The 21,866-nt window shown below is 67.1% G+C and carries 22 protein-coding genes and 1 pseudogene; 10 read left to right on the plus strand and 13 right to left on the minus strand.

What is annotated here, in order from left to right; genetic code table 11:
• Positions 1-73: 73 nt before the first annotated feature.
• The gene (locus tag BTO20_RS05145; protein ID WP_087073931.1) at positions 74-4,453 is read right to left on the minus strand and encodes an AAA family ATPase; all 4,380 of its coding nucleotides are present in this window, start codon (positions 4,451-4,453) and stop codon (positions 74-76) included.
• A gap of 110 nt (positions 4,454-4,563) precedes the next feature.
• Here BTO20_RS05145 and BTO20_RS05150 point away from each other — a divergent pair, with 110 nt between their 5' ends.
• Genes BTO20_RS05150 through BTO20_RS05165 form a run of 4 tightly spaced genes read left to right on the plus strand, consistent with a single transcriptional unit; the run spans position 4,564 to position 6,779 of the window.
• Positions 4,564-5,418 (plus strand): oxygenase MpaB family protein, encoded by an 855-nt coding sequence (locus BTO20_RS05150; protein ID WP_087073933.1) that lies wholly within the window; start codon positions 4,564-4,566, stop codon positions 5,416-5,418.
• The gene (locus BTO20_RS05155; protein WP_087073935.1) at positions 5,405-6,010 is read left to right on the plus strand and encodes a TetR/AcrR family transcriptional regulator; all 606 of its coding nucleotides are present in this window, start codon (positions 5,405-5,407) and stop codon (positions 6,008-6,010) included. Before BTO20_RS05150 ends, BTO20_RS05155 begins: the two co-directional genes overlap by 14 nt.
• A 39-nt stretch (positions 6,011-6,049) precedes the next feature.
• Positions 6,050-6,286 (plus strand): hypothetical protein, encoded by a 237-nt coding sequence (locus tag BTO20_RS05160; protein ID WP_087073937.1) that lies wholly within the window; start codon positions 6,050-6,052, stop codon positions 6,284-6,286.
• A 13-nt stretch (positions 6,287-6,299) separates the two neighbouring features.
• Positions 6,300-6,779, plus strand: coding sequence for a pyridoxamine 5'-phosphate oxidase family protein (locus BTO20_RS05165; RefSeq protein WP_087073939.1), 480 nt, complete (start codon positions 6,300-6,302; stop codon positions 6,777-6,779).
• Positions 6,780-7,000: 221 nt separating this feature from the next.
• Here the strand turns inward: BTO20_RS05165 and BTO20_RS41050 are convergent, their stop codons facing one another.
• From BTO20_RS41050 to BTO20_RS40245, 11 genes and pseudogenes are all read right to left on the minus strand, one after another.
• Entirely contained in the window at positions 7,001-7,135 is a 135-nt protein-coding gene (locus tag BTO20_RS41050) for a hypothetical protein (RefSeq protein ID WP_087073941.1), read from the minus strand.
• Between the two features lie 78 nt (positions 7,136-7,213).
• Positions 7,214-8,095 carry a glyoxalase III HchA gene (gene hchA / locus BTO20_RS05175; protein ID WP_087081631.1) on the minus strand — a complete coding sequence of 294 codons (882 nt, stop codon included), beginning with the start codon at positions 8,093-8,095 and terminating at the stop codon, positions 7,214-7,216.
• Positions 8,096-8,200: 105 nt separating this feature from the next.
• Positions 8,201-9,406, minus strand: a complete 1,206-nt coding sequence (locus BTO20_RS05180; protein ID WP_087073943.1) for an acyl-CoA dehydrogenase family protein — start codon at positions 9,404-9,406, stop codon at positions 8,201-8,203.
• A 23-nt stretch (positions 9,407-9,429) separates the two neighbouring features.
• Complete coding sequence (locus BTO20_RS05185; RefSeq protein ID WP_087073945.1) at positions 9,430-10,191, minus strand: SDR family NAD(P)-dependent oxidoreductase; 762 nt, start codon at positions 10,189-10,191, stop codon at positions 9,430-9,432.
• Positions 10,191-11,222 (minus strand): phosphotransferase family protein, encoded by a 1,032-nt coding sequence (locus tag BTO20_RS05190; protein ID WP_087081633.1) that lies wholly within the window; start codon positions 11,220-11,222, stop codon positions 10,191-10,193. Before BTO20_RS05190 ends, BTO20_RS05185 begins: the two co-directional genes overlap by 1 nt.
• 155 nt (positions 11,223-11,377) lie before the next feature.
• A complete protein-coding gene (locus BTO20_RS05195; protein WP_087081635.1) occupies positions 11,378-12,217 on the minus strand; it encodes a TetR family transcriptional regulator in 840 nt (279 codons plus the stop codon).
• A 112-nt stretch (positions 12,218-12,329) separates the two neighbouring features.
• On the minus strand, positions 12,330-13,295 hold the full coding sequence (locus BTO20_RS05200; RefSeq protein ID WP_087073948.1) for an acyl-ACP desaturase: 966 nt from the start codon (positions 13,293-13,295) through the stop codon (positions 12,330-12,332).
• Between the two features lie 357 nt (positions 13,296-13,652).
• Complete coding sequence (locus BTO20_RS05205; protein WP_087073950.1) at positions 13,653-13,856, minus strand: cold-shock protein; 204 nt, start codon at positions 13,854-13,856, stop codon at positions 13,653-13,655.
• Positions 13,857-14,286: 430 nt separating this feature from the next.
• On the minus strand, positions 14,287-15,090 hold the full coding sequence (locus tag BTO20_RS05210) for a transglutaminase-like domain-containing protein (protein WP_087081637.1): 804 nt from the start codon (positions 15,088-15,090) through the stop codon (positions 14,287-14,289).
• Between the two features lie 273 nt (positions 15,091-15,363).
• Positions 15,364-15,477: pseudogene (locus BTO20_RS40240) on the minus strand (hypothetical protein); the annotation flags it as partial.
• Positions 15,450-15,668, minus strand: a complete 219-nt coding sequence (locus tag BTO20_RS40245) for a hypothetical protein (RefSeq protein WP_232491042.1) — start codon at positions 15,666-15,668, stop codon at positions 15,450-15,452. The gene BTO20_RS40245 and the pseudogene BTO20_RS40240, both read right to left, overlap by 28 nt.
• Before the next feature lie 478 nt (positions 15,669-16,146).
• Between BTO20_RS40245 and BTO20_RS05220 the strand changes: the two genes are divergently transcribed.
• Entirely contained in the window at positions 16,147-16,596 is a 450-nt protein-coding gene (locus BTO20_RS05220) for a DUF5994 family protein (RefSeq protein WP_332460278.1), read from the plus strand.
• 23 nt (positions 16,597-16,619) lie between these two features.
• Here the strand turns inward: BTO20_RS05220 and BTO20_RS05225 are convergent, their stop codons facing one another.
• Positions 16,620-17,000 carry a nitroreductase family deazaflavin-dependent oxidoreductase gene (locus BTO20_RS05225; protein ID WP_087073954.1) on the minus strand — a complete coding sequence of 127 codons (381 nt, stop codon included), beginning with the start codon at positions 16,998-17,000 and terminating at the stop codon, positions 16,620-16,622.
• Positions 17,001-17,150: 150 nt separating this feature from the next.
• On the opposite strand from BTO20_RS05225, the gene BTO20_RS05230 reads away from it, so the two are divergent.
• The 5 genes from BTO20_RS05230 to BTO20_RS05250 are packed head-to-tail and all read left to right on the plus strand — an operon-like array spanning position 17,151 to position 21,852.
• Positions 17,151-18,515, plus strand: coding sequence for a cytochrome P450 (locus BTO20_RS05230; RefSeq protein WP_198344263.1), 1,365 nt, complete (start codon positions 17,151-17,153; stop codon positions 18,513-18,515).
• A gap of 58 nt (positions 18,516-18,573) precedes the next feature.
• Positions 18,574-19,872 carry a glutamate-1-semialdehyde 2,1-aminomutase gene (gene hemL / locus BTO20_RS05235; protein WP_087081639.1) on the plus strand — a complete coding sequence of 433 codons (1,299 nt, stop codon included), beginning with the start codon at positions 18,574-18,576 and terminating at the stop codon, positions 19,870-19,872.
• A 23-nt stretch (positions 19,873-19,895) separates the two neighbouring features.
• Complete coding sequence (locus BTO20_RS05240; RefSeq protein ID WP_087073959.1) at positions 19,896-20,483, plus strand: histidine phosphatase family protein; 588 nt, start codon at positions 19,896-19,898, stop codon at positions 20,481-20,483.
• Positions 20,483-21,076 carry a TlpA disulfide reductase family protein gene (locus BTO20_RS05245; RefSeq protein WP_198344264.1) on the plus strand — a complete coding sequence of 198 codons (594 nt, stop codon included), beginning with the start codon at positions 20,483-20,485 and terminating at the stop codon, positions 21,074-21,076. The genes BTO20_RS05240 and BTO20_RS05245 overlap by 1 nt, the downstream gene beginning before the upstream one ends.
• Complete coding sequence (locus tag BTO20_RS05250) at positions 21,073-21,852, plus strand: cytochrome c biogenesis CcdA family protein (RefSeq protein ID WP_087073961.1); 780 nt, start codon at positions 21,073-21,075, stop codon at positions 21,850-21,852. The genes BTO20_RS05245 and BTO20_RS05250 overlap by 4 nt, the downstream gene beginning before the upstream one ends.
• Positions 21,853-21,866: the final 14 nt, after the last annotated feature.

The raw sequence follows: 21,866 nt of genomic DNA on the forward strand, positions 1-21,866 counted from the left end.
GCTGCGACCCCCTCGACGAGTGTGGTCCAAATCATGGCAGAGGACCCGGGCCGTCGAGGGCCGATTGACGCAGCTACTTCTGCGCGAGTGCGACGTCCTGACCAGGGGACATGTCGCCGCGGGCGACGGCATCGCAGTGCGCGAGGTGCAGCGTGGCGACGGTGTCCTCGGGCAGCAGCAGGCGGCATTTTTCGAACGCGGCCCGCGCCCGCGCCGCGTCGCCCGCGTCGAACAGGCCGAACGCCTCGTCGAACATCGGTGCCGCCGCGCGTTTCGCGTCCCGCAGCGGGGCCGGATCCTCGTCGTACACCTCGTAGATGGTCACCGGCCGGCGCCGGTTGACCACCATCACGCGCTCCATCCGGCGGATCGCGAACTGGCCTCGCGCGGCGAGGCGCGCGTAGGTCGCGTCGGAGATGAGCAGCGCGGTGCCGTAACGCTTGTTGGTGCTCTCGATACGTGCGGCGACGTTCACGGCGTCGCCGATGATGGTCAGGACCATGCGGTTGACGCCGCCGACCAGGCCCACCCCGACCGGCCCGGTGTTGATGCCGATGCCGACCTGCAGCTCTTCCGATCCGTGCGCGAGCCGGTCGCGGTTGTGCTCACGCAGCGACCGCAGCATCGCCAGGCCGCCTCGGACGGCGTCGGTTTCGGATTCGAACACCGCGACGATCTCGTCACCGCGGACGTCCTGGATCATGCCGTTGCAGCTGATGATCGGCAGCTCGACGGCGCGCAGGAACCCCATCGCCAGATTGCTGGCGTCGGAGACGTTCATGTCCTCCAAAAGGGTTGTGTAGCCTCGGATGTCGGAGATCAGCACGGTCATCTCCCGCTCGACGCGGTAGCCGCTGTGCACGCGGCGCAGATCGTCGATGTCGAGGATGCGCAGCAGCTCGTTGGGCACGAACTTGGACTGCGCATCCATCAGGGAACGGCGGTATTCGTCGGCGGCCTGCAGCTGCGCCTCGAGCTGGAAGTTCCACATGGGCGCGGCGGCCTGGTCGCACACGAACGAGACGGCTTCTTCGTGATGTGCGCCGAAATGTTGTGCTGGGTCGCCATGTTCGGCATAGACCATGCCGATGATGTTGTCCTGCAGGCGAATCGGTGCGGCCAGTGCCGACGGCACCGGGCGGCGCATGCCGTTCGGCCCGGGCCGCCGGCTCGAGTCGGCGGCCACGATCAGCGGCGTGCCGCAGTCGACGACGCGGCGCACCAGGGTGCGGTCGTAGGCCACTTCGGTCCATGGCCCGTCGACGGTCGTGATCTCGCCGCCGTCGAGCACGGTCCGCACACTGAGATGCTCCGGCTCACCGGTGAGCAGCAGGACGCGGTGGGCACCGGTGGTGTCGGCGACGGTCCGAAGCACGATATCGGCCAGACTGTCCGCGCTGCGCGCCGCGGACAGGGCCCGTGCCAGATGGTGGGCGCCGGCCGGATCGATTCCTGCCGAATCCGGCGTGACGAGGTCGCGGCTGAGCAGCCACGGATGGGCGTGGGCCAGCCGCTCGGTGCGCAGCGTGAGCCCCAGAGTCGAGAACCGCTGATATGCCGTGCGCAGCATGTGCTCGCTGAGCCGGTTGCGGCCGGTGTCGGCGTAGAGGATGGCGGCTTCCTCGTGGGCCGCCGCGGCGATCAGCGGCAGCTGGTGCTCGTCGGCCAGTTCCATGGCGCGGTGCAGGGCGAGTTCGGCGGTCTGGTGCCTGCCGCGGGCGTGTGCCCAGGTGCCTTCGATCAGCGCGCAGGGCGCCGCGTAGTTGGCGGGGGATTCGGCCGCCCACTTGCGATGCAGTGCCAGGGCGCGGTGTGCGCAGCTGCGGGTCGACCGGGCGTTCGGTGCGACGTGGATGCGGCTCAGCGCGCTCGTCAGGTGTACGAGCTGCATGATGGCGGTGCCCTCCATGCCTGCGATGTGTGCCAGTGCGTCGTCGGCGACCTCGACGGCCCCGGCGTAGTCACCGGCCCAGAAGTGCAGGCCGAGGCGCATCGTCGCGGCCGCCCCGAGGGCCACCTCGTCGCCTTCGCGGCGGGCCGCGGGTAGGGCCACCCGCTCGTCGTAACCACTCTCGCCGGCCAGCAGGAACGGATCCTCGCTGCGCCCCATCATGTTCAGGCAGATCTGCTGGACGGCTTGGCACAGGCCACGGGGGACCGGCTGCGACCAGATCTCGGGGATCAGGGTCTGGGCGAGTTCGTCGATCTCCGCCAGTGGCCGGCCGATCCAGAAGTACTGCGAAAGTAGTACGGCGCCAAGGAATCCCGCGTATTCCTGGTCGCCGTGGTCGAGTGCCTCGGTCACCGCGTCGCGTAGTTGACCGAAGCCGTCGCGCAGTGGGTGGCGCCAGTGCCGGATGAAGTTCAGGTGCATGAACAACGTCTCCGGCCGGGCGTCGCGGAACTCGGGTCTTTCGGTGAGCAGCAGTGCGGTCTCACCGAACCGTTGCGCGCCTGCGCGGTCCCCGGTCAGCACCAGCAGCACTCCGTAGCTGACGAGCACCAGGGGCAGTGACGGGGTGTGGCCGTGCGCGAGGGTCAGGTCCAGTTGCTTGCGCACGATGAGGGGAAACAGGTTGGGCCGCGCGATGTAGGACAGGCTGCGCAGTTCGGCGAGGATGCGCTGGATCTCCACCACCCGCCGGTCCGCACACCGGGGCAACTGCAGCAGCTGGTCGGTGCTCCAGTGCCGCACCGTGAAGCGCATCCGCAAGAGCGCGTTGGCCATTCGTGGTTTGCCCGCGTCACGCGGCAGCGGCTCACCCAGCTCGTCGAGTGCCTGCAACCCGGTGTCGAGCGCCTCCTGCAGCCTGTTCTGCGCCATCCGTCCCTTGAGCCGCAGGTAGGCCAGCCGGCTGCGATCGGCCGGTTCGCGCAAGGCGGTCTCGGCCTCGTCGAGCAGTGTGTGCAGCGCTGCCACGTCGCCGACCAGCAGCGCGGCCTCGGCCGCCTCGAGCTGCAGTTCCCGCGCGATGTCGAAGTGCCGGGTCCAACGCTCGTCGCCCAGGAGATCGAGCCCGTTGCGGCAGTACGTCAACGCCAAGGGGAATGACGCCTGCGCCCGGGCCTTGCGCGCTGCGCGCCGCAGCACGTCGACGAACCGGATGCGCTCGGCGTCGTCGGCCAGCGCGTGTCCGCCGATGCCGAGGTGCCGGGCGGCCTCGAACAGGCGCGCGTCGCCCAGCTCGACGAGTTGCCTACCGATCCGCAGGTGCGTCTCGCGTGCGACATCGTCGGAGAGGTTTTCGCGGGCCGCCTCGGCAACGCGGTCGTGGCTGAACCGGTAGCGGGCGTCGTGGCTGATCGTGTTGGCGATCCGCTGACCGCGGCTGTCGACGGCTTCGAGCAGTCTCAGCTCCAGGGCCGACCACAGTGCCTGCGCGACGACGTCGGTGGGCTGCGCGGCTGCCGTCGTCGCGTCGGCGAGGTCGAACTCACCCCCGATGCAGGTCAGCGTGCTCAGCACGGCGCGGTCTGCCGGGCGCAGCTGGTCGAGGTAGCGGTTGAGGAACTCGGCGGCGGAGTCGGTCACCTCGATCGAGGACAACACCCGCAGGTCCCAGCTCGGTCGCCCGCTCGCGCCGACCGGGGTGAGCGCACCTTCGCGCTGGGCGCGATACAGCAGCTGGCGCACCTGCAGCGGATTGCCGCCGGTGCGGTGATGGAATTCGGCGGCCACGTCGCCGAGTTCGACGCCGCGGCCGCAGACGGCGGCCAGCAGCTCTTCGACGGTGTCGCGGGACAGCGGCGCGAGCCGGATGCTGGACAACCCGGCCGTGGGCAGGCCGGCGCCGTTGGGATCGAATTCGCCGGCCCGGTGCGCGCCGAGCACCAGCACGTTGCGCAACGACACCGCGAGTAGCTCGGAGAGCATCAGCAGCGAATCGTGGTCGGCCCATTGCAGATCGTCGACCGCGAGCACCACCGGCCGGTAGGAGGCGGTTTCGGAGATCAACCTGATGGCGGCGCGGTGCAGCCGGCGGCGAGGATCGGAGGGCTCGCGGTCGCCGGTTGCCGGCGGCTGCCCGAGCACCTGCCCCAGGTCGGGGACGAGCTCGGACAGGACGCCGGACAGCGCGGCCATTCCGTTGGCGAGGTCGGCCCGCCAGCTGTCCCGTTCGGCCGGGCCGGTGGTCTCCATGGTGTGCACGATGGAGCTGAAGGCGTCTCCCAGTGCCGCATAGGGCGCCGGGGCGCCGTCGCGGCACCGGCCGTAGGCGAAGACACAGTTGCGGTCGGCAAGCTCGACACCGAAGGCCTGTATGAGGGTCGATTTGCCCACCCCGGGGGCACCGCTGACCAGGACACACCGGCCGCCGTTGCGTTCGGCGTCGGTGATGGCGGCGCGCAGCGCGGTCGACTCCGCGGCCCGTCCGACGACGCGGCCGTCGAGGTCGAGTACCGGAGCGGTCACGGCCACCGTTCCTTCCGCCCCCCGCAAACGTGCACTCATCGTAGTGAGCCAGGCCCGCTGGAGTGCGGCGATGAGAAACCTCGTGGAAGCCTGCCGTGAGTTGCACCACACGCCTTGGAACAAAGTTCAAAATTTGTAACACTGTTCCTATGACCGAACTGGCCGAACCGTCGCAGCGGGCCGACGCCCTGCCGCTGGGCCCGCAATCGCTGGTGTGGAAGTACTTCGGCGACAACCGGATGTACCTGATCGGTCCTCGGCCCGCGGTGTTGCAGAACATGCTCGCCGAGCTCGGCCAGGGCGTGCTGGATCATTCGACGTTCTTCTCCGATACCGCAGAGCGGCTCAAACGCACTGTGCCGCCGATCTTCCGGACCGTGTACGGGGCCGAGGACGATAACGCGGGCACCCAGGTCCGCGACTTTCACCACCACGTCAAGGGCGATATGCCCGACGGTTCGCGCTACCACGCGCTGGACCCCGAGACCTACTTCTGGGCGCACGCGACATTCGTCGAGCAGGTGCTGTACTTCGCCGACACCTTCGTCAAGCGACTGACCCGCGAGGAGAAGGAACAGATCTACCTGGAATCGAAGACCTGGTATCGCCGCTACGGCGTCAGCGACCGGCCGATGCCCGCCGACTATGCCGAGTTCGAACGGTACTGGGACCGGATGATGAACGAGGTCGCCGTCGCCCACAAGAGCGCGCGCTACGGCGTCGGCTACGTCACCAAGGGGTTCCCGTGCCCCAAGGCGGTGCACCCGGTCGTGTGGCGGGTGGTGGCGACGGTGTTCGATCCGGTCGCGGCCTTCCTGACCACCGGTGGCCTGCCGCCCCGCGCCCGGGAGCTGCTGCAGCTGCCGTGGTCGGAGCGTCAGGAGCGCAACTATCAGCGGTTCGCCGCGTTCTGGCGGTCGGCCCCGGTCAACTGGGTGTGGGACCATCTGCCGATGAGCGTGCGCTACAACCGGTTCGCGCAGAGGGGCTATGCCCGCGGCTGACGCGACGGGGTCTTCTTCGACGCGGCGGATCCTGGACGCGGCCCTGGTCGAATTCGAACGGCACGGTTTCCGCCGCGTCGCGCTGGACGACGTGGCCCGCCGCGCCGGCGTCAGCCGCACCACCATCTACCGCAGGTTCGCCAACCGTGACGAGTTGGTGGCCGCCGTCATCGAGCGGGAGAACGTGGCACTGTTCGCCGACATCGCGCGCGAACTCAAAGATGCTGGGCCGCAATCGAACTACTATGTCGAAGCGTTCACGCTGTCGATCCTGAGATTCCGTAAACACCACGTGCTCAACCAGATGATCGTCGACGAGCCCGCGCTGGTGCTGGAGTTGATGCACCGGCATTACGGTGCGGCCATCGAGCGGATGGCCGCCGCGCTGCGGGTGATCTTCCCGGACGGATTCGCCGACCGCATCGGGCCGCAGGCAGTCAACGACCTGGCGGACACCATCCTGCGCTACGCGGCGATGGTGTTGTTGCTACCCGGCGTCCAACCGGTGCAGACCGCCGAGGAGATCCGGGCGTTCGCGGCCCGGCATTTCCTGCCCAGCCTGCCCGCCGCGGTGCGTACCGTCTCGGCCTGAGCCGTTTGGTTATCGGCTTTTGCGGGCAGCCGTTACCCCATGACTACCGAGAAAAAGCTCCACATCACCGAGGAGAACCACAGACAGGCCGAAGAGGTCATGAAGTCGTATGACGACACCCGGCCCACCGTCACCATGCCCGGAACCGGGGGCACGGTCTCAGGTACTGCGGTCAACGACTGGCTCGACGATGAGGGCAAGCCCATCTACGGCCAAGCCGACAAGGAGACGGACAAGGAGGCCGGTAAAGACGCCGACAAGGGCGACGACGGGTAATAACCTCGCTCGTGTGACCTCACTGGAGCGCATCGCGCCTGCCTTCGTCGAGATGGCCCATTCGATCGTGTGGGCGTCGGCCGCCACTGTCGACGCCGACGGGCGCCCGCGCAGCCGCATCCTGCATCCGATCTGGGAATGGGACGGCACCGACCTGTTCGGCTGGATCGCCACCGGGCCGACACCGGTCAAGAAGGCCGATCTCGCCGCGCATCCGTATCTCTCGGTGAGCTACTGGACCGCCAGCCATGACACCTGCTCGGCGGACTGCCTGGTCGAGTGGTACCTCGACGACGACACCCGCCGCCAGGTGTGGGACCGCTTCGCCACCGCACCCGCGCCGGTCGGTTACGACCCGTCGATCATTCCGGGGTGGGACGGGCCGACCTCGCCCGGGTTTGCGGCGCTGCGGCTGAGCCCGTACCGGCTGCGCGTCATGCCCGGGACGGTGTTGACCGCCGGTGCCGGGGAAGCGCTGAATTGGCGGGCCTGAACGCCGCTTATCTTCGGCAGAGTTCGACATCGAGATTCACACCAGGGACAAAAGCCACGCGGAATTTGTCCCTGGTGTGAATCTCGATGTTGGATGTACCAGACGATTTGATTGTGTTTTGGCCGTGAAATTACCTCTACGAAATCCGCAAATCGTTGTCGAACTTCGCAGCGGGACGGAATTCGACACCCGACGCAGGTAAAACGTTGTGCGGCAGGAGCTTACGAGCGGTCAGGGCGCTTCCTCTTGGGAATTAGTTCCTCGGATGCTGCGGCCTTGCTGCGTTTTGCGGCCCGCCGCTCTTTGATGGTCATCGCCGGTTTCTTCGGCGTGCGACCCTGGGATTTGTCAGCCATCGTTGCTCCTTTTATTCGCAAACAATCACTGAGCCCGACCATACCCGAGAAAAAATTAAAAGCCAGTCGCGTTTATGGCTAGCCGTCGGCGCGTATGGCGTCGACCAGAGCGTCGGCGGCGAGAAGGCCGAGACTGTTCGAGGCGAGTGGGCTGTCACCCGTGAGCAGTTTGCGGTCCCGGTGCACCTGGCCGGTCATCTGATCGTTGACGACCGTGAGCCCCTGCTTGCCGAGCAGGTCGGCCACCAGCCACTGCAAATGCCCTGGCAGGTAACCGATCTCGATGTTCGGGCCCTGGTCGAGGGCGTCCGGGAAGACGCACACCGAGTAACCCTTGAACGGCGATTCCTGCTTACCGAGCGCACCGGCCAGCAACGCGGCCGGGCCGTGGCACAGCGTGATGATGAACTTGTCGTTGGCCAGTGCCCAATCGAGCGTCTGCTCCACGTCCGTGCTCGCCGGCAGCCCGACCACGGCGCCATGGCCACCCGGGATGAACACCGCGATGTAGTCGGAGTCCGGGCCGAGATCATCGGCGATCACATCGGCAAGTTTCTTGGGCTGCTTGAGCTTTGGCTTGAGCGCCTGGTAGGTCGACAGGACCGCCTCGTCCTCGCGCGGCATCGCCCACAGTTCCAGTTTGGCCGGGTAGCCCGACAGCGTGGCGATGTCGATCTCGAAGCCGGCCTCCATGAGGTGGTGCAGCGGGAGCAGCATCTCGATCGGATGGTTGCCGGTCGAGAACATCTTGCCGTTCTCCAGCAGGACGTAGCGTTCTTCGGCGGCGATCATGAGCACCTTCCACCTGCCGCCGGTGTAGGCGTCCTTGTACTTGACGCCGGCGAAGTCGGTCTTGGCGGTGGTGTACTGGCTCAGCGAGTACGGCGACGGGAAGTAGGCGTTGTCTTCGGCCGGGTCCGGCGTCGGTTCCCTGCTCAGATCGTCTGCATTGGCTGCCACGGCGTCCACCTGCTTTCGTCTCGGTTGTCGGTCTGTCTCTATCGTGGTTGTCGCGGGCTTCCCCGTCGATGGTGTGGCGGAACAACGCCGGCCTGATGCCGTGAGCTATCCGACGTACGGGCGTTCACGGCGCAACTCGTTGCGGGCCACCGTGCGCCGGTGAACGGCGTCGGGACCGTCGACGATCCGCAGCACCCGCGCCCAGCTGTAGAAGTACGCGAGCGGGTAATCGTCACTGACACCGCCGCCGCCGAACACCTCGATGGCGCGGTCGATCACGCGGGTGGCCATGTTCGGCGCCGCCACCTTGATGGCGGCGATCTCGGTCGCAGCCCCTCGTGCGCCGTGCTGATCGATCAGCCATGCCGTGTGCAGCACCAACAGGCGTGCTTGGTCGATCTCGATCCGGGACTGGGCGATGAGGTCACGCACCACACCCTGTTCGGCGAGCGGCCCGCCGAAGGCCTCGCGGTTCTGGGCCCGATCGACCATGAGCGCCAATGCACGTTCGGCCATTCCGACGGCCCGCATGGCGTGGTGGATGCGACCGGGGCCCAGGCGCGCCTGCGCGATCATGAACCCGTCGCCCTCGGCCGAGAGCACGTTGGTCACCGGGACGCGGACGTTCTCGAACACGATCTCGGAATGCCCGTGCTGATCCTGATATCCGAAAATCGGTAGGTGGCGGACGATCTCGAGTCCCGGGGTGTCGCGGGGGACCAGCACCATGGACTGTTGCCGGTGCGGCGCCGCGTCGGGATCGGTCTTGCCCATCACGATGAAGATCTGGCACGCCTCGTCGGCGACGCCGGTGATCCACCACTTGCGGCCGTTGATGACGTACTCGTCGCCGTCACGGGTGATCGAGGTGGTGATGTTGCGGGCGTCGGAGCTGGCCACCGCCGGCTCGGTCATCGCGAACGCGGACCGGATCTCGCCTGCCAGCAGGGGTTCGAGCCACTGCGTCTTCTGCTCGTCGGTGCCGAACATCAACAGCGTTTCCATGTTGCCGGTGTCGGGGGCGTTGCAGTTCATCACCTCGGGGGCGATGACGGGCGACCATCCGGTGATCTCGGCGATCGCGGCGTATTCGGTGTTGGTCAGCCCGGATTCCTGAGGCAGGAACAGGTTCCACAGTCCCCGTCGCTTGGCTTCTTCCTTGAGTTCTTCGAGGATGGGCGGCCGGGCGTGCGCGGAGTTCGCCGCACGCCAGTCCCGGTACACCGATTCGGCGGGAAACACCTTCTCGCGCATGAAGTTCCACACTTTGTCGGTGAGCTCGGCGGTACGTGGTGACGCGCTGAAGTCCATGATGTGCTCCTGTGCCTGGGGGATCAGTGGCCGGACATGCCGCCGTCGACGGGCAGCGTGACTCCGGTGATGTAGGTCGAGGCGTCGCTGGCCAGAAAGATCAGGGCGGTGTCGAGTTCGTGTTGGCAGCCGAGGCGTTTGAGTGTCGCGGTCTGCTCGACGAATGCGGCGAGTTGGTCACCGGGGATCGTCGCGGTCATCTCGCTCTCGAAGTACCCGGGCGCGATGGCGTTGACCCTGATGCCTTTACGCCCCGACCACTGCTGGGACAGATCCCGCGTGAGGCCGACGACGGCGGCTTTGCTGGACGCGTACGCCGCTTGCGGCGCATAGGATTTGATCAGCCCGAGCACGCTGGCGATGTTGACGATGCTCGACCCCGGTTGCATCACCCGGGCCGCGGCCTGGGCCATCCAGTACGTCCCCATGAGGTTGACGTCGATGACGCCGCGGAATTCGTCGGGGGTTTCCCGCAGGGCGGGTACCGCGGTGCCGACCCCGGCGTTGTTGACCAGGATGTCGAGGCGGCCGAACTCGGTGATCGCCAGTTCGGCCAGCGCCGCGCAGTCCTGTGGATCGGTGACGTCGGTGCGACGGGTGCGGACCAAATCGGTAGCGAATTCGCTTGCCAGAGCGTGCAGTTGCTCCTCGCGTCGGGCTCCCAGGACAACTCGCGCGCCGGCGTCGACCAGTGCGCGAGCGAATCCGACTCCCAGTCCTGAGCTCGCCCCGGTTACCACCGCAACCCGCCCGTTCAACCGGAACCGGTCGATGATGCCGCTCATCACGCCGCCCCCAACGCGTCCAGACCGGCCTCGGCGAGCATTATCACGTCGCTCTCCACCTCGCCGAAATCCTGGCCGGCCATCATTCCCGCAGCCGAGCGAGCCGCGACGCCTTGGATGATGACGGCGAACTTGAACCGTGCGAACGCTTCGTAGAACGGCACCGCCGAGACGTCGCGCCCGGTGCGTTCGGCGTAGCGGGACAACAGATGTGACCGCGGCGGGAATCCCTCCTGTGTGGTGACCGTCGGCACCAGCGGAATGTTGGGTTCACCGTGCTGCGGCCAGTAGAACAGCAAGAGCCCGAGGTCGGTGAGAGGATCGCCGACCGTCGACAGCTCCCAGTCCAGGACCGCGGCGACGCGGCCCGGGTGCGCCGGATCCATCAGGCAGTTGTCCAGCCGGAAGTCGCCGTGCACGATGCCCGGTGGCGGGCTGGCCGGCAGGTCGGCCGCCAAGGCGGTCGCCAGGGCATCAAGGGCAGGCACATCGCGAGAACGGCTGGCCAGCGACTGCTTTCGCCAGCGGGCGACCTGCCGGGCCAGGAAACCCTCCGGCCTGCCGTAGTCGTCGAGGCCGATGGCTGCGGGCTGGATGCTGTGTAGATCGGCCAGTGTGTCGATGAGGGCGTCGGCGATCTTGTGCCGATCCGCCGGTGCCGTCGCGTAACCCGTCGGCATGGTGTCGCGGATGGCGTGGCCGGCTACCTTCTCCATCGCATAGAACGGGGTGTCGAGGGTCTGCGCGGCGGTCTCGGCGTAGACCACCGATGCGACCGGCACGGATGTCTGTGCCAGTGCTCGCTGCACGCGCGCCTCGCGGGCCATGTCGTGCGCACTCGGTAGCAGAGGCCCCTGCGGTGGTCGACGGAGAATCAATTCGCCTGCGGCAGAGGTTAGTTCGAAGGTCAGGTTCGACTTGCCGCCGGCGATGAGCCGGGCGTCGAACGTGGCCCAGCGATGGTCGGCGGTGGCCGTGGCCAAGGCGGGGCCCAGTCGGGCCGGGTGCAGCAGTGATTCGACGTCGGTCATGAGGTGTTCCGTTCTGAGGCGGTGGGACGCGTTCACGATCCCCGACCGAACGTTCGATAACGTCCGGTATCCCCATGGTGGGGTCAGTGCAGCTTGTTTGTCAACACTGCTGGGAGCCGCAGGGGAAAATGTTCAGTAAAGCTGAACGCTGAACGTTAGCCGGCACGCATGATGTCGACGGCGAACCGGGCGTACTCCCCCGCGATCTCGGACGCCGACGTCGGCCCGGACGGCTGGAACCACGACGGCAGCGACGTGCACATGGTGGATATCGCCCGGGTGGCGTCGTGGGCGTGTGGCGTGCGGAACTCGCCTGTCGCGATCGCGGCTTCGGCCTCGTCGTCGAGCATGTACTGAATGTCGTTGCGCAGCGCGGAGATCCGCTCGTGATCGGGTGGCAGGATGCTGCGCATCTCGCTCGCGCCGATGAAGGCCAGGTCCCTGCGGTGGGTATGAAACAACGCGAGCGCCTCGACCATGTTGCTGAATCGCTCGGTGGGCGTGGATCCTTCGGATCTGGCTGCCGGGATGAGCCAGTGCAACTCGCTCATCGCGACGTCGAGAATGGCCACCAGCAGGCGCTGCTTGCTCGGGTAGTGGTGGTAGACGCCGGGGACACTCATGTGTGCGGCGGTGGCGATGGTCCGCATGGTGGCCCCGTGGTAGCCGGTGCGGACGAACACCGAGATCGCAGCCATCAGCACCGGGTCCAGGTTCAGGGCGGGGAACGCGCGCCAGTCTGCGCCGGGGGCGTTGTCGTCGTGGGCCCCGGCCCGGGGGGCATGGTGCGGCTCGGGCGTCCGCAACATCTCGGTGGCCGACGTGCCCAGCGCCTCGGCGATCGCGTAGAGCCGGTCCACGCTGAGGCCGGCCTTGTCGTTCTCGATCGCGCTCATCGTCGCGGGGCTCACGCCGATGCGGGTGGCCAGTTGGCGTAACGAGACCCCGGTACGCACGCGGGCAGACCGCACGAGCGCGCCGGTATGTTCAGCCATGCTGAACATGATAGGAGCCGTCTAGCTGGTTGTCCCGGCCCAGCTGCCGAATGGCCAGTTATCGCACGCTTTTTCGCTCAAGGCGTGCATCAACTGGCCACTGGGCGCGCGGTTACGCCGAGCGCTCGGCCTTGGCGGCCTCGCGTGCGAGCATCCGGTCGCGCTGCTCCTCGAACCTGACGACCTGCTTCTGCAGGTCCTCCAGGTAGTCGGCGAGCTGCTCGCGGCGCTTCTCGCCGATCGCGGTCACGTCGGTGCGTTCGAAGATCCGCCACTTCTTGACGTTGGGCATGACGACCTCTTCGAGGTGCTGGCGCAGATCGTAGATGCCGTGCTTGGCCATGATCACGCTGTTGCGGCGCCAGTTCGGCATGCCGCGTCCGGGCATCCGGAACCCTTCGATGATCGCGCACACCGCCTCCATCGCCTGGTCGGGGGCGAGGTCGAAACCGGCCGAGAACATGTTGCGGTAGAAGACCATGTGCAGGTTCTCGTCGGTCGCGACGCGCTGCAGCATCGACTCGGCGATCGGGTCGTCGCAGATCTTGCCGGTGTTGCGGTGGCTGACGCGGGTGGCGAGCTCCTGCAGCGTGGCGTACGCCGAAATCATCAGCGGGCCGGGCTCATGGATGTCGCGTTCTTCTTCGTCGGGGTCATAGCCGTTGCGCATGTGCTCCATGCGCATGCGCTCCAGCGCCACGGGGTCCACTCCGCGGGTGACGACGAGGTAGTCGCGGATGACGATGCCGTGCCGGTTTTCCTCGGCGGTCCACTGGTTGACCCAGTGTCCCCAGGCGCCGTCGAGGGAGAAGTGATTGGCCGCGCCCCGGTGATAGGACGGCAGGTTGTCCTCGGTGAGCAGATTGGTGACCATCGCGACCTTGGCGACTTCGGAAAGCCGAGATTGCTCAGGGTCCCAATCCTCGCCGCCAAGGGCTGCGAAGTTACGGCCGAGGTCCCACGGCACGTAGTCGTGCGGGTGCCACTCCTTGGCGACTTTGAGGTGGTGATTGAGACCTGCCTCAGCAACCGGCTCGAGCTCCTTGAGAATCTCGACGTCGGTCAAATGTCTCTGCAACAGGGTCCCCTTCTGTGTTAGCCCGACCGGCGCGTGTCCGCGATGTCTGCCTAGATAGCCCCATGCAACGTACCCGGTATTGCAGCCAAAACCGATTTGCCGTCCCACTCATGGGACATGCCGGCGCCTGCCCGATCTGGCAAGTGCGTTCCTGCCTACGTCAACAAGATCAGCGTTTTCGCAGTTGGACGCATTTTTTTGAACTATGAACTAGATCCCATGGGCACATCGTCACTGTGGAGGGCTGCGGCCGGCTGTTCAGCGCACGGTGAGCGCCTGTGCCACGGCGGTCTCGACGCGCGAAACCCCGGGACGGCGCGCTTTGCCGCGGCTGCAGTCCCGGGGTTCCGGAGGTGATCAGAGGGCGGTCACGGCCACGGCTTGTGGGCCTTTGTTGCCCTGAGTGATGTCGAACTTCACCCGCTGGTTCTCTTCGAGCGAGCGGAAGCCGCTGCCCTGGATCTCGGAGTGGTGAACGAACACGTCTGGCGCACCGCCATCCGGGGCGATGAAGCCAAAGCCCTTGTCGTTGTTAAACCACTTCACGGTTCCTTCGGTCATGCTGTTACTACTTTCTCTTTTTTCCATGAACGCATGTCGATGCGTCCAAATCTGGTGCCCAACGGATAACTCGTCGGTGGGCTGCGCGCAGACCAGGAAGGCTGTCGAGCACTTCCCGGGCCGGGCAGCGCTCATGAGCGCGGAATGGCCAACCGCGCGGGTGTCGTACGTTGCTTCCGGACCGTGCTGCTGTCATGTTGCGGCGTCAGCGCGACGCTCCCGCCTTGACCGCGACCGGCCACATTCTTCGAATCGGCGACGGCGTGACTTTGACCAGTCAGGCGACGAAGTACCGCCGAGTTGCTTGTAGTGTACGTGGTGCAGGCAAATCGGCCGAAGGCGGCCCTCGGCCGGAGCCCGCCGACGCCGCCTGCGTCGGGATCACCGGGTGCGGTGGCGTCTGCCGAGCCGGTCGCCGCCAGCACATGCGTCAGCCGATCGAGACCAGCTGTTCGAGCGAATCCCTGGGGAGTTCCCCGTCGACGACGGCGAACACCCTCATGTCGCACAGTGTGACCGAACCCCCGTGGTTATCGAGAAATGCGGTGTCTGCGGAGTCGCGGCCGGTGGCAATCCGCACCAGGCTCTGCCTCGGAGCCAGCCGAGTACCGTCGACCACGCGCCATGAGCCGTCGACGTGCGCCTCGGCGACCGCATGAAAATCCATGGGCTGCAATCCCGGTGCGTACACCGACACCATCCGCGCGGGTACGTTGACTGCCCGCAGCAGCGCCACCGCCAGGTGGGCGAAGTCGCGGCATACCCCGGCGCCCGCCAGCAGGGTGTCGACGGCTCCGTCGATCGGATCGCTCGAACCTGGCACATAGCTCAGCCTGCTGCCCACCCACGACGAGACTTTCTCCAGTAGCGTCGCCGAGTCCCGGTAGCCGCCGAATTCCGTTGCGGCGAAGCCGAAGAACTTGTCCGACTCGGCGTAGCGACTGGGGCGGAGATACACCGAGAGGTCGTAGTCCGTCACGGGGGCGGGGTCGGCACGGCCGACAACCGTGGCTGTGTAGTCGACCGTGAGCCGCCCTTGCCGGGCATCTAGTTTGTGGATCCGGCTGCCGTGCGCGCCGATAACCTCGGTCGGCTGTAGTTGCTCACCGTTCATATCGAAGGAAAGTGATTCGAACACTTCGGTATTGGCCTGCCGGGCAACAGCGATCTGAAACTCCAGCGATGTCGGTTCGATGATGTCGACGCCGAGGTGGACGCCCACGTCGCGTTTCATGATGCCGTGGCGCTGTCGGCCACAGTCCGCGTGGCGTGCGTCATGGCTGTCCTTCTGTCGTCCGCCGCAGGGGCCTGGGGCGGCGGCGACGATACCCGTCGATCGGATTCCGAAATACCGCAGCGCAGCCACGGAGGCTCCAGTCAACGCGACGCTACAGACCTTGTCAACACGGTTGGCCTACAACACTATCGCCTGAATGGGGGTCTACTGAAAGAGTTCTGCCTCCCAGGAAGCGCCCACTTCGCGCGCACCGAACTGTTCTGTGGAGCGTCAACGGATCGTAAAACACACGGCCCGAGGTTCTTTGGCGCTTCGAGGAACATCGAACGTCACCCGCTGGTGAACTTTCAATGTGCTCAGCACGCCGCTCTGAAGATCGGTGTGGTGACCGAATACGTCTGGCGCGCCGTCATCTTGAGTGCTGAAGCCGAACCCTTGTTGTCGTCGTGCCGCTTCACGGTGCCTTCGCCCATGCTGGTTCTACCGTCGACGCGCACTCGCCGTCCGCCGGTGGCGAGTTTGGCGGGCTTGGCCGTGAACCGGTCGCATTCTTCGAACCGGCGACGACGCGACATCGGCCGGTCACGTGACGACGTACGGGCGACGGCCCTCCCGCGTGCGCGGTATGCCCGATGTGGTCCGGCTCGGTAGCCGGTATGGGACGTTGGCGAGCGCGAGCGATGATGGGAGTGGGTGTAGGTTGGTGCAGGTAGGCGTCACATCTCTCAGCGGGGTAACCGACGGCGTCAGCCGTTCGGATCCTTCCATTGTCGACGCGATCAGCCTGCAATCACGCATCGATTGGTGGTTCCCACCGCCTCATCATTGGCGTAAGCGGCCGGACCCACACCGACCTAGGAGCGGGCTTATGGAGTCTTCCGTCGTCTTTTCCCATTCTCGTCCGCCCGTCGATCCCCGCGACGATGCCAGCGCCGCCATACCCGTTCAGGCACCGCTGTTTTCAGATGTCCCCGACAGTCAGTCGCTGGCCGGTCCTACGACGTCATGAACGGCTTGGAAGGCCCCCGACGCTCAGCGCGACCGGTACGGGTCGTGTTGGCGAAGCAATTGGGAGCCGACATCGACGGGGCGTGGTGGCCCTATTCCGGGTCGCTGGCCACCGAACTGCCCAACCTGGTTGCCGCTCTGCAGCAGCAGCTGGGCGAGATCGTCGAGATCTGTCTGAATTGGTCGGAGACCGACGGGCAGGTCGACCTGGACGCAATGGTCGTCGGCAACCGGTGGGCAACCGTGATGCGTCCCAAGCGTCTCCGCCTGATCAGGGTGACCGGACGCAATGCGGACATCACGTTGCTGGTGGTGCCCCCTAGAACATCGCTGGCGCTGGGAGCCCTGGTGATGCGTTGTGCGGCGGTGCTACCGATCGCCGATGCCGATCGCAACACACCGCTGTTCGCGACCGCCGACTCTGTGGTGGACGCGGCACTGGCCGAATCCGCCAGGTGGGCCCGCCGGGTGCACAACGAGGTGGCCGAGGGCTGACGCGAGCGGGGGAGAGCCTGCGGCTACACCTTGGTCAGCAGGACGGCCTGCTCGAACGGCAGCCGCGCGAACGGGCGATGCATCACCCCGGTCACATGCTCGGCGGCCTCTTCCTTGGTCACCACCCGCGGGTCCTGAACCTCGATGGTCTTGCCGTGGCGGCGGATCCGAGCGTGACCGGCGGCGGTGAGGTTCTTGAGCCAGTCCCGATCCGGGCCGTAGGTCAGCATGATCGCCACGCCCTCGTCAGTGCTGAACACGCTCAGCGGGGTGCGGTAGGTCTTGCCCGATTTGCGGCCGACGTGCTCAAGGATTCCGAAGGTCGGGGCCCAGCCGGCCCACAGGCGCTGGATGGGATTGGTCACGTGGCGATTGAAGCGAGCCAACGATTGCGGTAACTGCATGCTCCCATCAAACTCGTGCGTCATGGCCCACCTCAAGCCTGGACGGATTGTTCGCACAGTGTTCAATCAGATCGCGTTCAACCTCACTGTCACCGCGCGGTGTTCGCGCTGACCCCGACTGGGTGACACGTTCGGCTACAACTGATGGTGATGAACGCCGCAGCGAAGGCCGATGACGTCAGCGCCTTGCCCCTTGCACCTCGCAATCCGCTGTCCATCCGGCAACTGGCAAACGCCGTGCGGGAACTCGACACCGGGCAGTTGCTCCTGCGTGCCGCGGGCGGGCCCGTCACCCGAGTGCAGTTCGGGCCGGCGTGGCTCATGCCCCCGCTCGTCGCGGTGTTCTCCCCGGACGGGATCCGCGACGTGCTTAGGCGCAACGACGCGTTCGCCGAGCGGTGCATCGTGCACGACGAGGTGCGGCACGCCGCCGGTGACAGCCTGTTCGTGCTGCCGAACGAGCAGTGGCGGCCCCGTAAACGCGCCCTGCAGCCGGTGTTCACCAGGCAGAACGTGCAGGCCTTCGGCGGTCACATGTCGCGGGCTGCACAGACCGCGGTCGACAGCTGGGGCGACGGCGGCGAGATCGACCTCGATGCCGAATGCCGCCGGGTCACCATGCAGTCGCTGGGCCGTTCGGTGTTGGGTGTCGACCTCAACGAGCGCGCCGGCGTCATCGTCGAGCACATGCATGTCGCGTCGTCGTACACCACCGACCGGGCACTGCGGCCGGTTCGCGCGCCCAGGTGGCTCCCCACCCCGGCGCGCGCCCGCGCGTGGGCCGCGGTCGCGGCGATGCGTGCGGTGACCAATGAGATCCTGCGGGCGTGTCGCTCCGATCCGGAGCGGGACGCCCCGCTGGTGCAGGCGTTGATCGCGGCCACCGACCCGGAGACCGGCCGGCCGCTGTCCGATGAGGACATCAGCAACGACCTGCTGATCTTCATGCTGGCCGGGCACGACACGACCGCGACCGCTCTGACCTACGCCCTGTGGCAATTGGGCCGCCATCCCGAGATTCAGGAGCGGGTGGCCGCCGAGGCCGCCGCGCTCGGAGACCGTGAATTGACCCCGGCCGACGTGCCGAGCCTCGGCTACACCGTGCAGGTGCTCAACGAGGCGCTGCGACTGTGCCCGCCGGCCGCAGGGGTGGGCCGCCTGGCGCTGCGCGACATTGCCGTGGACGGATACCGGGTCCAGGCGGGCAGCCTGGTGGCGTTGGGTATCTACGCCGTACACCACGACCCGCAACTGTGGCCGGATCCGCAGGTGTTCGACCCCGACCGGTTCAGCCCGCAGAACACCCGGGAGCGGGACCGCTGGTGTTTCATCCCGTTCGCCGGTGGTGCGCGCTCGTGCATCGGCGAGCATTTCGCGCGGCTCGAGACGACGCTGGCGCTGGCCACCATCGTGCGAGCGGTCGAGGTCGTCGCGACCTGCGCCCGGTTCCCGGTCGAAGTGCCGTTCACCACGGTGGCCAAGGGTCCGATCCCGGCCGCGGTTCGCCCGCGATGACGGGCCACTATTACACCCTGTAGTTGACGGGTTTGCACCGGCTGGGACACTGGTGGCCATGCCTGTCACCCAGCGCTCGGCCGAACTGTTCGCCGATGCCTGCGCCGTCATCCCCGGGGGAGTGAATTCCCCGGTCCGGGCCTTCAACTCTGTGGGCGGTACGCCGAGGTTCATCACCTCGGCGCAGGGCTACTGGCTGACCGACGCCGACGACAACCGCTACGTCGACCTCGTCTGCTCGTGGGGCCCGGCGCTGCTCGGCCATGCCCACCCGGCCGTCGTCGAGGCGGTTCAGAAGACCGCGACGCACGGGCTCAGCTTCGGCGCCCCGACGCCGTCGGAGACCGAGCTGGCCGCCGAGATCATCGGCCGGGTCGCGCCGGTCGAGAAGCTGCGGTTGGTGAACTCCGGGACCGAGGCCACCATGAGCGCCATCCGGCTGGCGCGTGGCTACACCGGGCGCGCCAAGATCATCAAGTTCTCGGGTTGCTACCACGGCCACAGCGACGCACTGCTGGCCGATGCCGGTTCCGGCGTCGCGACCCTGGGCCTGCCGTCCTCGCCCGGCGTCACCGGTGCCGCGGCGGCCGACACCATCGTGCTGCCGTACAACAACGTCGAAGCCGTCGAGGACGTGTTCAAGCGCTTCGGTGACGAGATCGCGTGCGTCATCAGCGAGGCCAGCCCCGGGAACATGGGCACGGTGCCGCCGCTGCCGGGCTTCAACGCCGCGCTGCGCCGCATCACCGCCGCCCACGGTGCGGTCCTGATCCTCGACGAGGTGATGACGGGCTTCCGCGTCAGCAAGGCCGGCTGGTACGGGCTCGATCCCGTGGACGCGGATCTCTTCACGTTCGGCAAGGTCATGAGCGGCGGGCTGCCCGCCGCGGCGTTCGGCGGCAGCGCCGAGGTGATGGGGCGGCTGGCGCCGCTGGGCCCCGTCTATCAAGCGGGCACGCTGTCGGGAAATCCGGTGGCGATGGCTGCCGGGCTGGCGACGCTGCGCAACGCCGACGACGCGGCCTACGCCCGGCTCGACGCCAACGCCGACACGTTGGCGGGCCTGCTGACCTCCGCGCTGACCGACGCCGGCGTCGCGCACCAGGTGCAGCGGGCGGGGAACATGCTCAGCGTGTTCTTCTCCGACGAGCCGGTGCACGATTTCGCCGCCGCGAAGGCCACGCAGACCTGGCGCTTCCCGCCGTTCTTCCATGCGCTGCTGGAGGCCGGCGTCTACCCGCCGTGTAGCGCGTTCGAAACCTGGTTTGTCTCAAGCATTTTGGATGATGCGGCGTTCGAGCGCATCGCCGACGCCCTGCCCGGTGCGGCACGTGCCGCCGCGGAGGCCACGCCGTGACAGTTCGGACGACCGTGCACGTCATGCGTCACGGTGAGGTGTTCAACCCGGAGAAGGTGCTCTACGGGCGCCTGCCGGGCTATCACCTGTCCGACCGGGGCCGGGCGCAGGCTCAGGCCGCGGCGGATTGGTTGGCGCACAACGACATCGTGTACGTGGTGGCCTCGCCGTTGGAGCGGGCCCAGGAGACCGCGACACCCATCGCCGAACGTCACGGCCTGCCCATCAACGTCGACGACGATCTCATCGAATCGTGGAATCAGTTCGAGGGGCAGCGGGTGTCGCCCGGTGACGGTGCGCTGCGCGATCCGCGGAACTGGCCTCGGCTGCGCAACCCGATGAAGCCGTCATGGGGCGAGCCCTACGACCAGATCGCCCCACGAATGATGGCTGCGCTCAATCGGGCTCGCGAGAAGGCTGCCGGTCACGAGGCGGTGTGTGTGAGCCACCAACTCCCGGTCGAGACGCTGCGCCGCGCGATGACGGGCCGCAAACTCGCGCATCTGCCGCTGCCGCACAGCCGGTTGTGCAACCTGTCCTCCCTCACGTCGTTCACGTTCGACGACGACCGTCTGGTCCGCTGGGGATATTCGGAGCCCTGGGGAATCTAGTGAAGTGGTTGGTCGCGCTGCTTGCGGCGGTGCTGTTGGTCTCCGGTTGTTCGACCGGTGACGACGCCGTCGCGCAGGGCGGCACGTTCGAGTTCGTCGCCCCGGGCGGCAAGACCGACATCTTCTACGATCCACCCGAAAAGCGCGGCACCCCAGGCAAACTGAGCGGGCCGGAGCTCACCGATCCGAACAAGACGCTGGCGCTCGACGATTTTGCGGGCAAGGTCGTGGTGATCAACGTGTGGGGTCAGTGGTGTGGCCCGTGCCGTGCCGAGATCAGCCAGTTGCAGAAGGTCTACGAGGCCACCCGCGACAAGGGCGTGGCATTCCTCGGCATCGACGTGCGGGACAACAACCGTGATGCCGCAGTCGATTTCGTCACCGACCGCAAGGTCACGTTCCCGTCGATCTATGACCCGGCGATGCGCACCATGATCGCCTTCGGCGGCAAGTACCCGACGACGGTGATCCCCTCGACGGTGGTGCTCGACCGTCAGCACCGCGTCGCGGCGGTGTTCCTGCGGGAGTTGCTGGCCGAGGATCTGCAGCCGGTCGTGGAGAAGCTGGCAGCCGAGCCGGAGCCCAAGGCATGACCGGATTCGCCGAGATCGCGGCCGCAGGCCCCGTGCTGCTGGCCCTGGGGGTCAGCGTGCTGGCCGGCGTCGTGTCGTTCGCGTCGCCGTGCGTCGTGCCGCTGGTTCCGGGCTATCTCTCGTACCTGGCCGCGGTCGTCGGGGTCGACGAGGCCGATGCCGCGGCAGGCACGGTCGGCGTGAAGACCGCGCGCCTGCGGGTGGCCGGGGCGGCGGCATTGTTTGTCGCCGGGTTCACCGTGGTGTTCCTGCTGGGCGCCGTCGCGGTCCTCGGCATGACCACCACGCTGATCGCCAACCAGCTGCTGCTGCAACGCATCGGTGGCGTCGTCACCATCGTGATGGGTCTGGTGTTCGTCGGGTTCGTGCCGATGCTTCAGCGGCAAGCGCGGTTCACGCCGCGGCAATGGTCGACGCTGGCGGGTGCTCCGCTGCTGGGCGCGGTGTTCGCGCTGGGCTGGACCCCGTGCCTGGGGCCGACTCTGACCGGCGTGATCGCGGTCGCGTCGGCGACCGACGGCGCCAGCGTCGCGCGCGGCGTGACCCTGGTGCTGGCGTACTGCCTGGGATTGGGCATCCCGTTCGTGTTGCTGGCCCTCGGCTCGGCGCGCGCCGTACAGGGGCTGGGCTGGTTGCGGCGCCACACCCGCGCCATCCAGATCTTCGGCGGGATCCTGCTGATCCTGGTCGGTACCGCCCTCGTCACGGGCCTGTGGAACGACTTCGTGTCTTGGGTGCGCGACGCCTTCGTCAGTGACGTGAGGTTGCCGATATGACCGACACCGAATCG

The sequence above is a fragment of the Mycobacterium dioxanotrophicus genome, assembly GCF_002157835.1.
GTDB lineage: Bacteria > Actinomycetota > Actinomycetes > Mycobacteriales > Mycobacteriaceae > Mycobacterium > Mycobacterium dioxanotrophicus.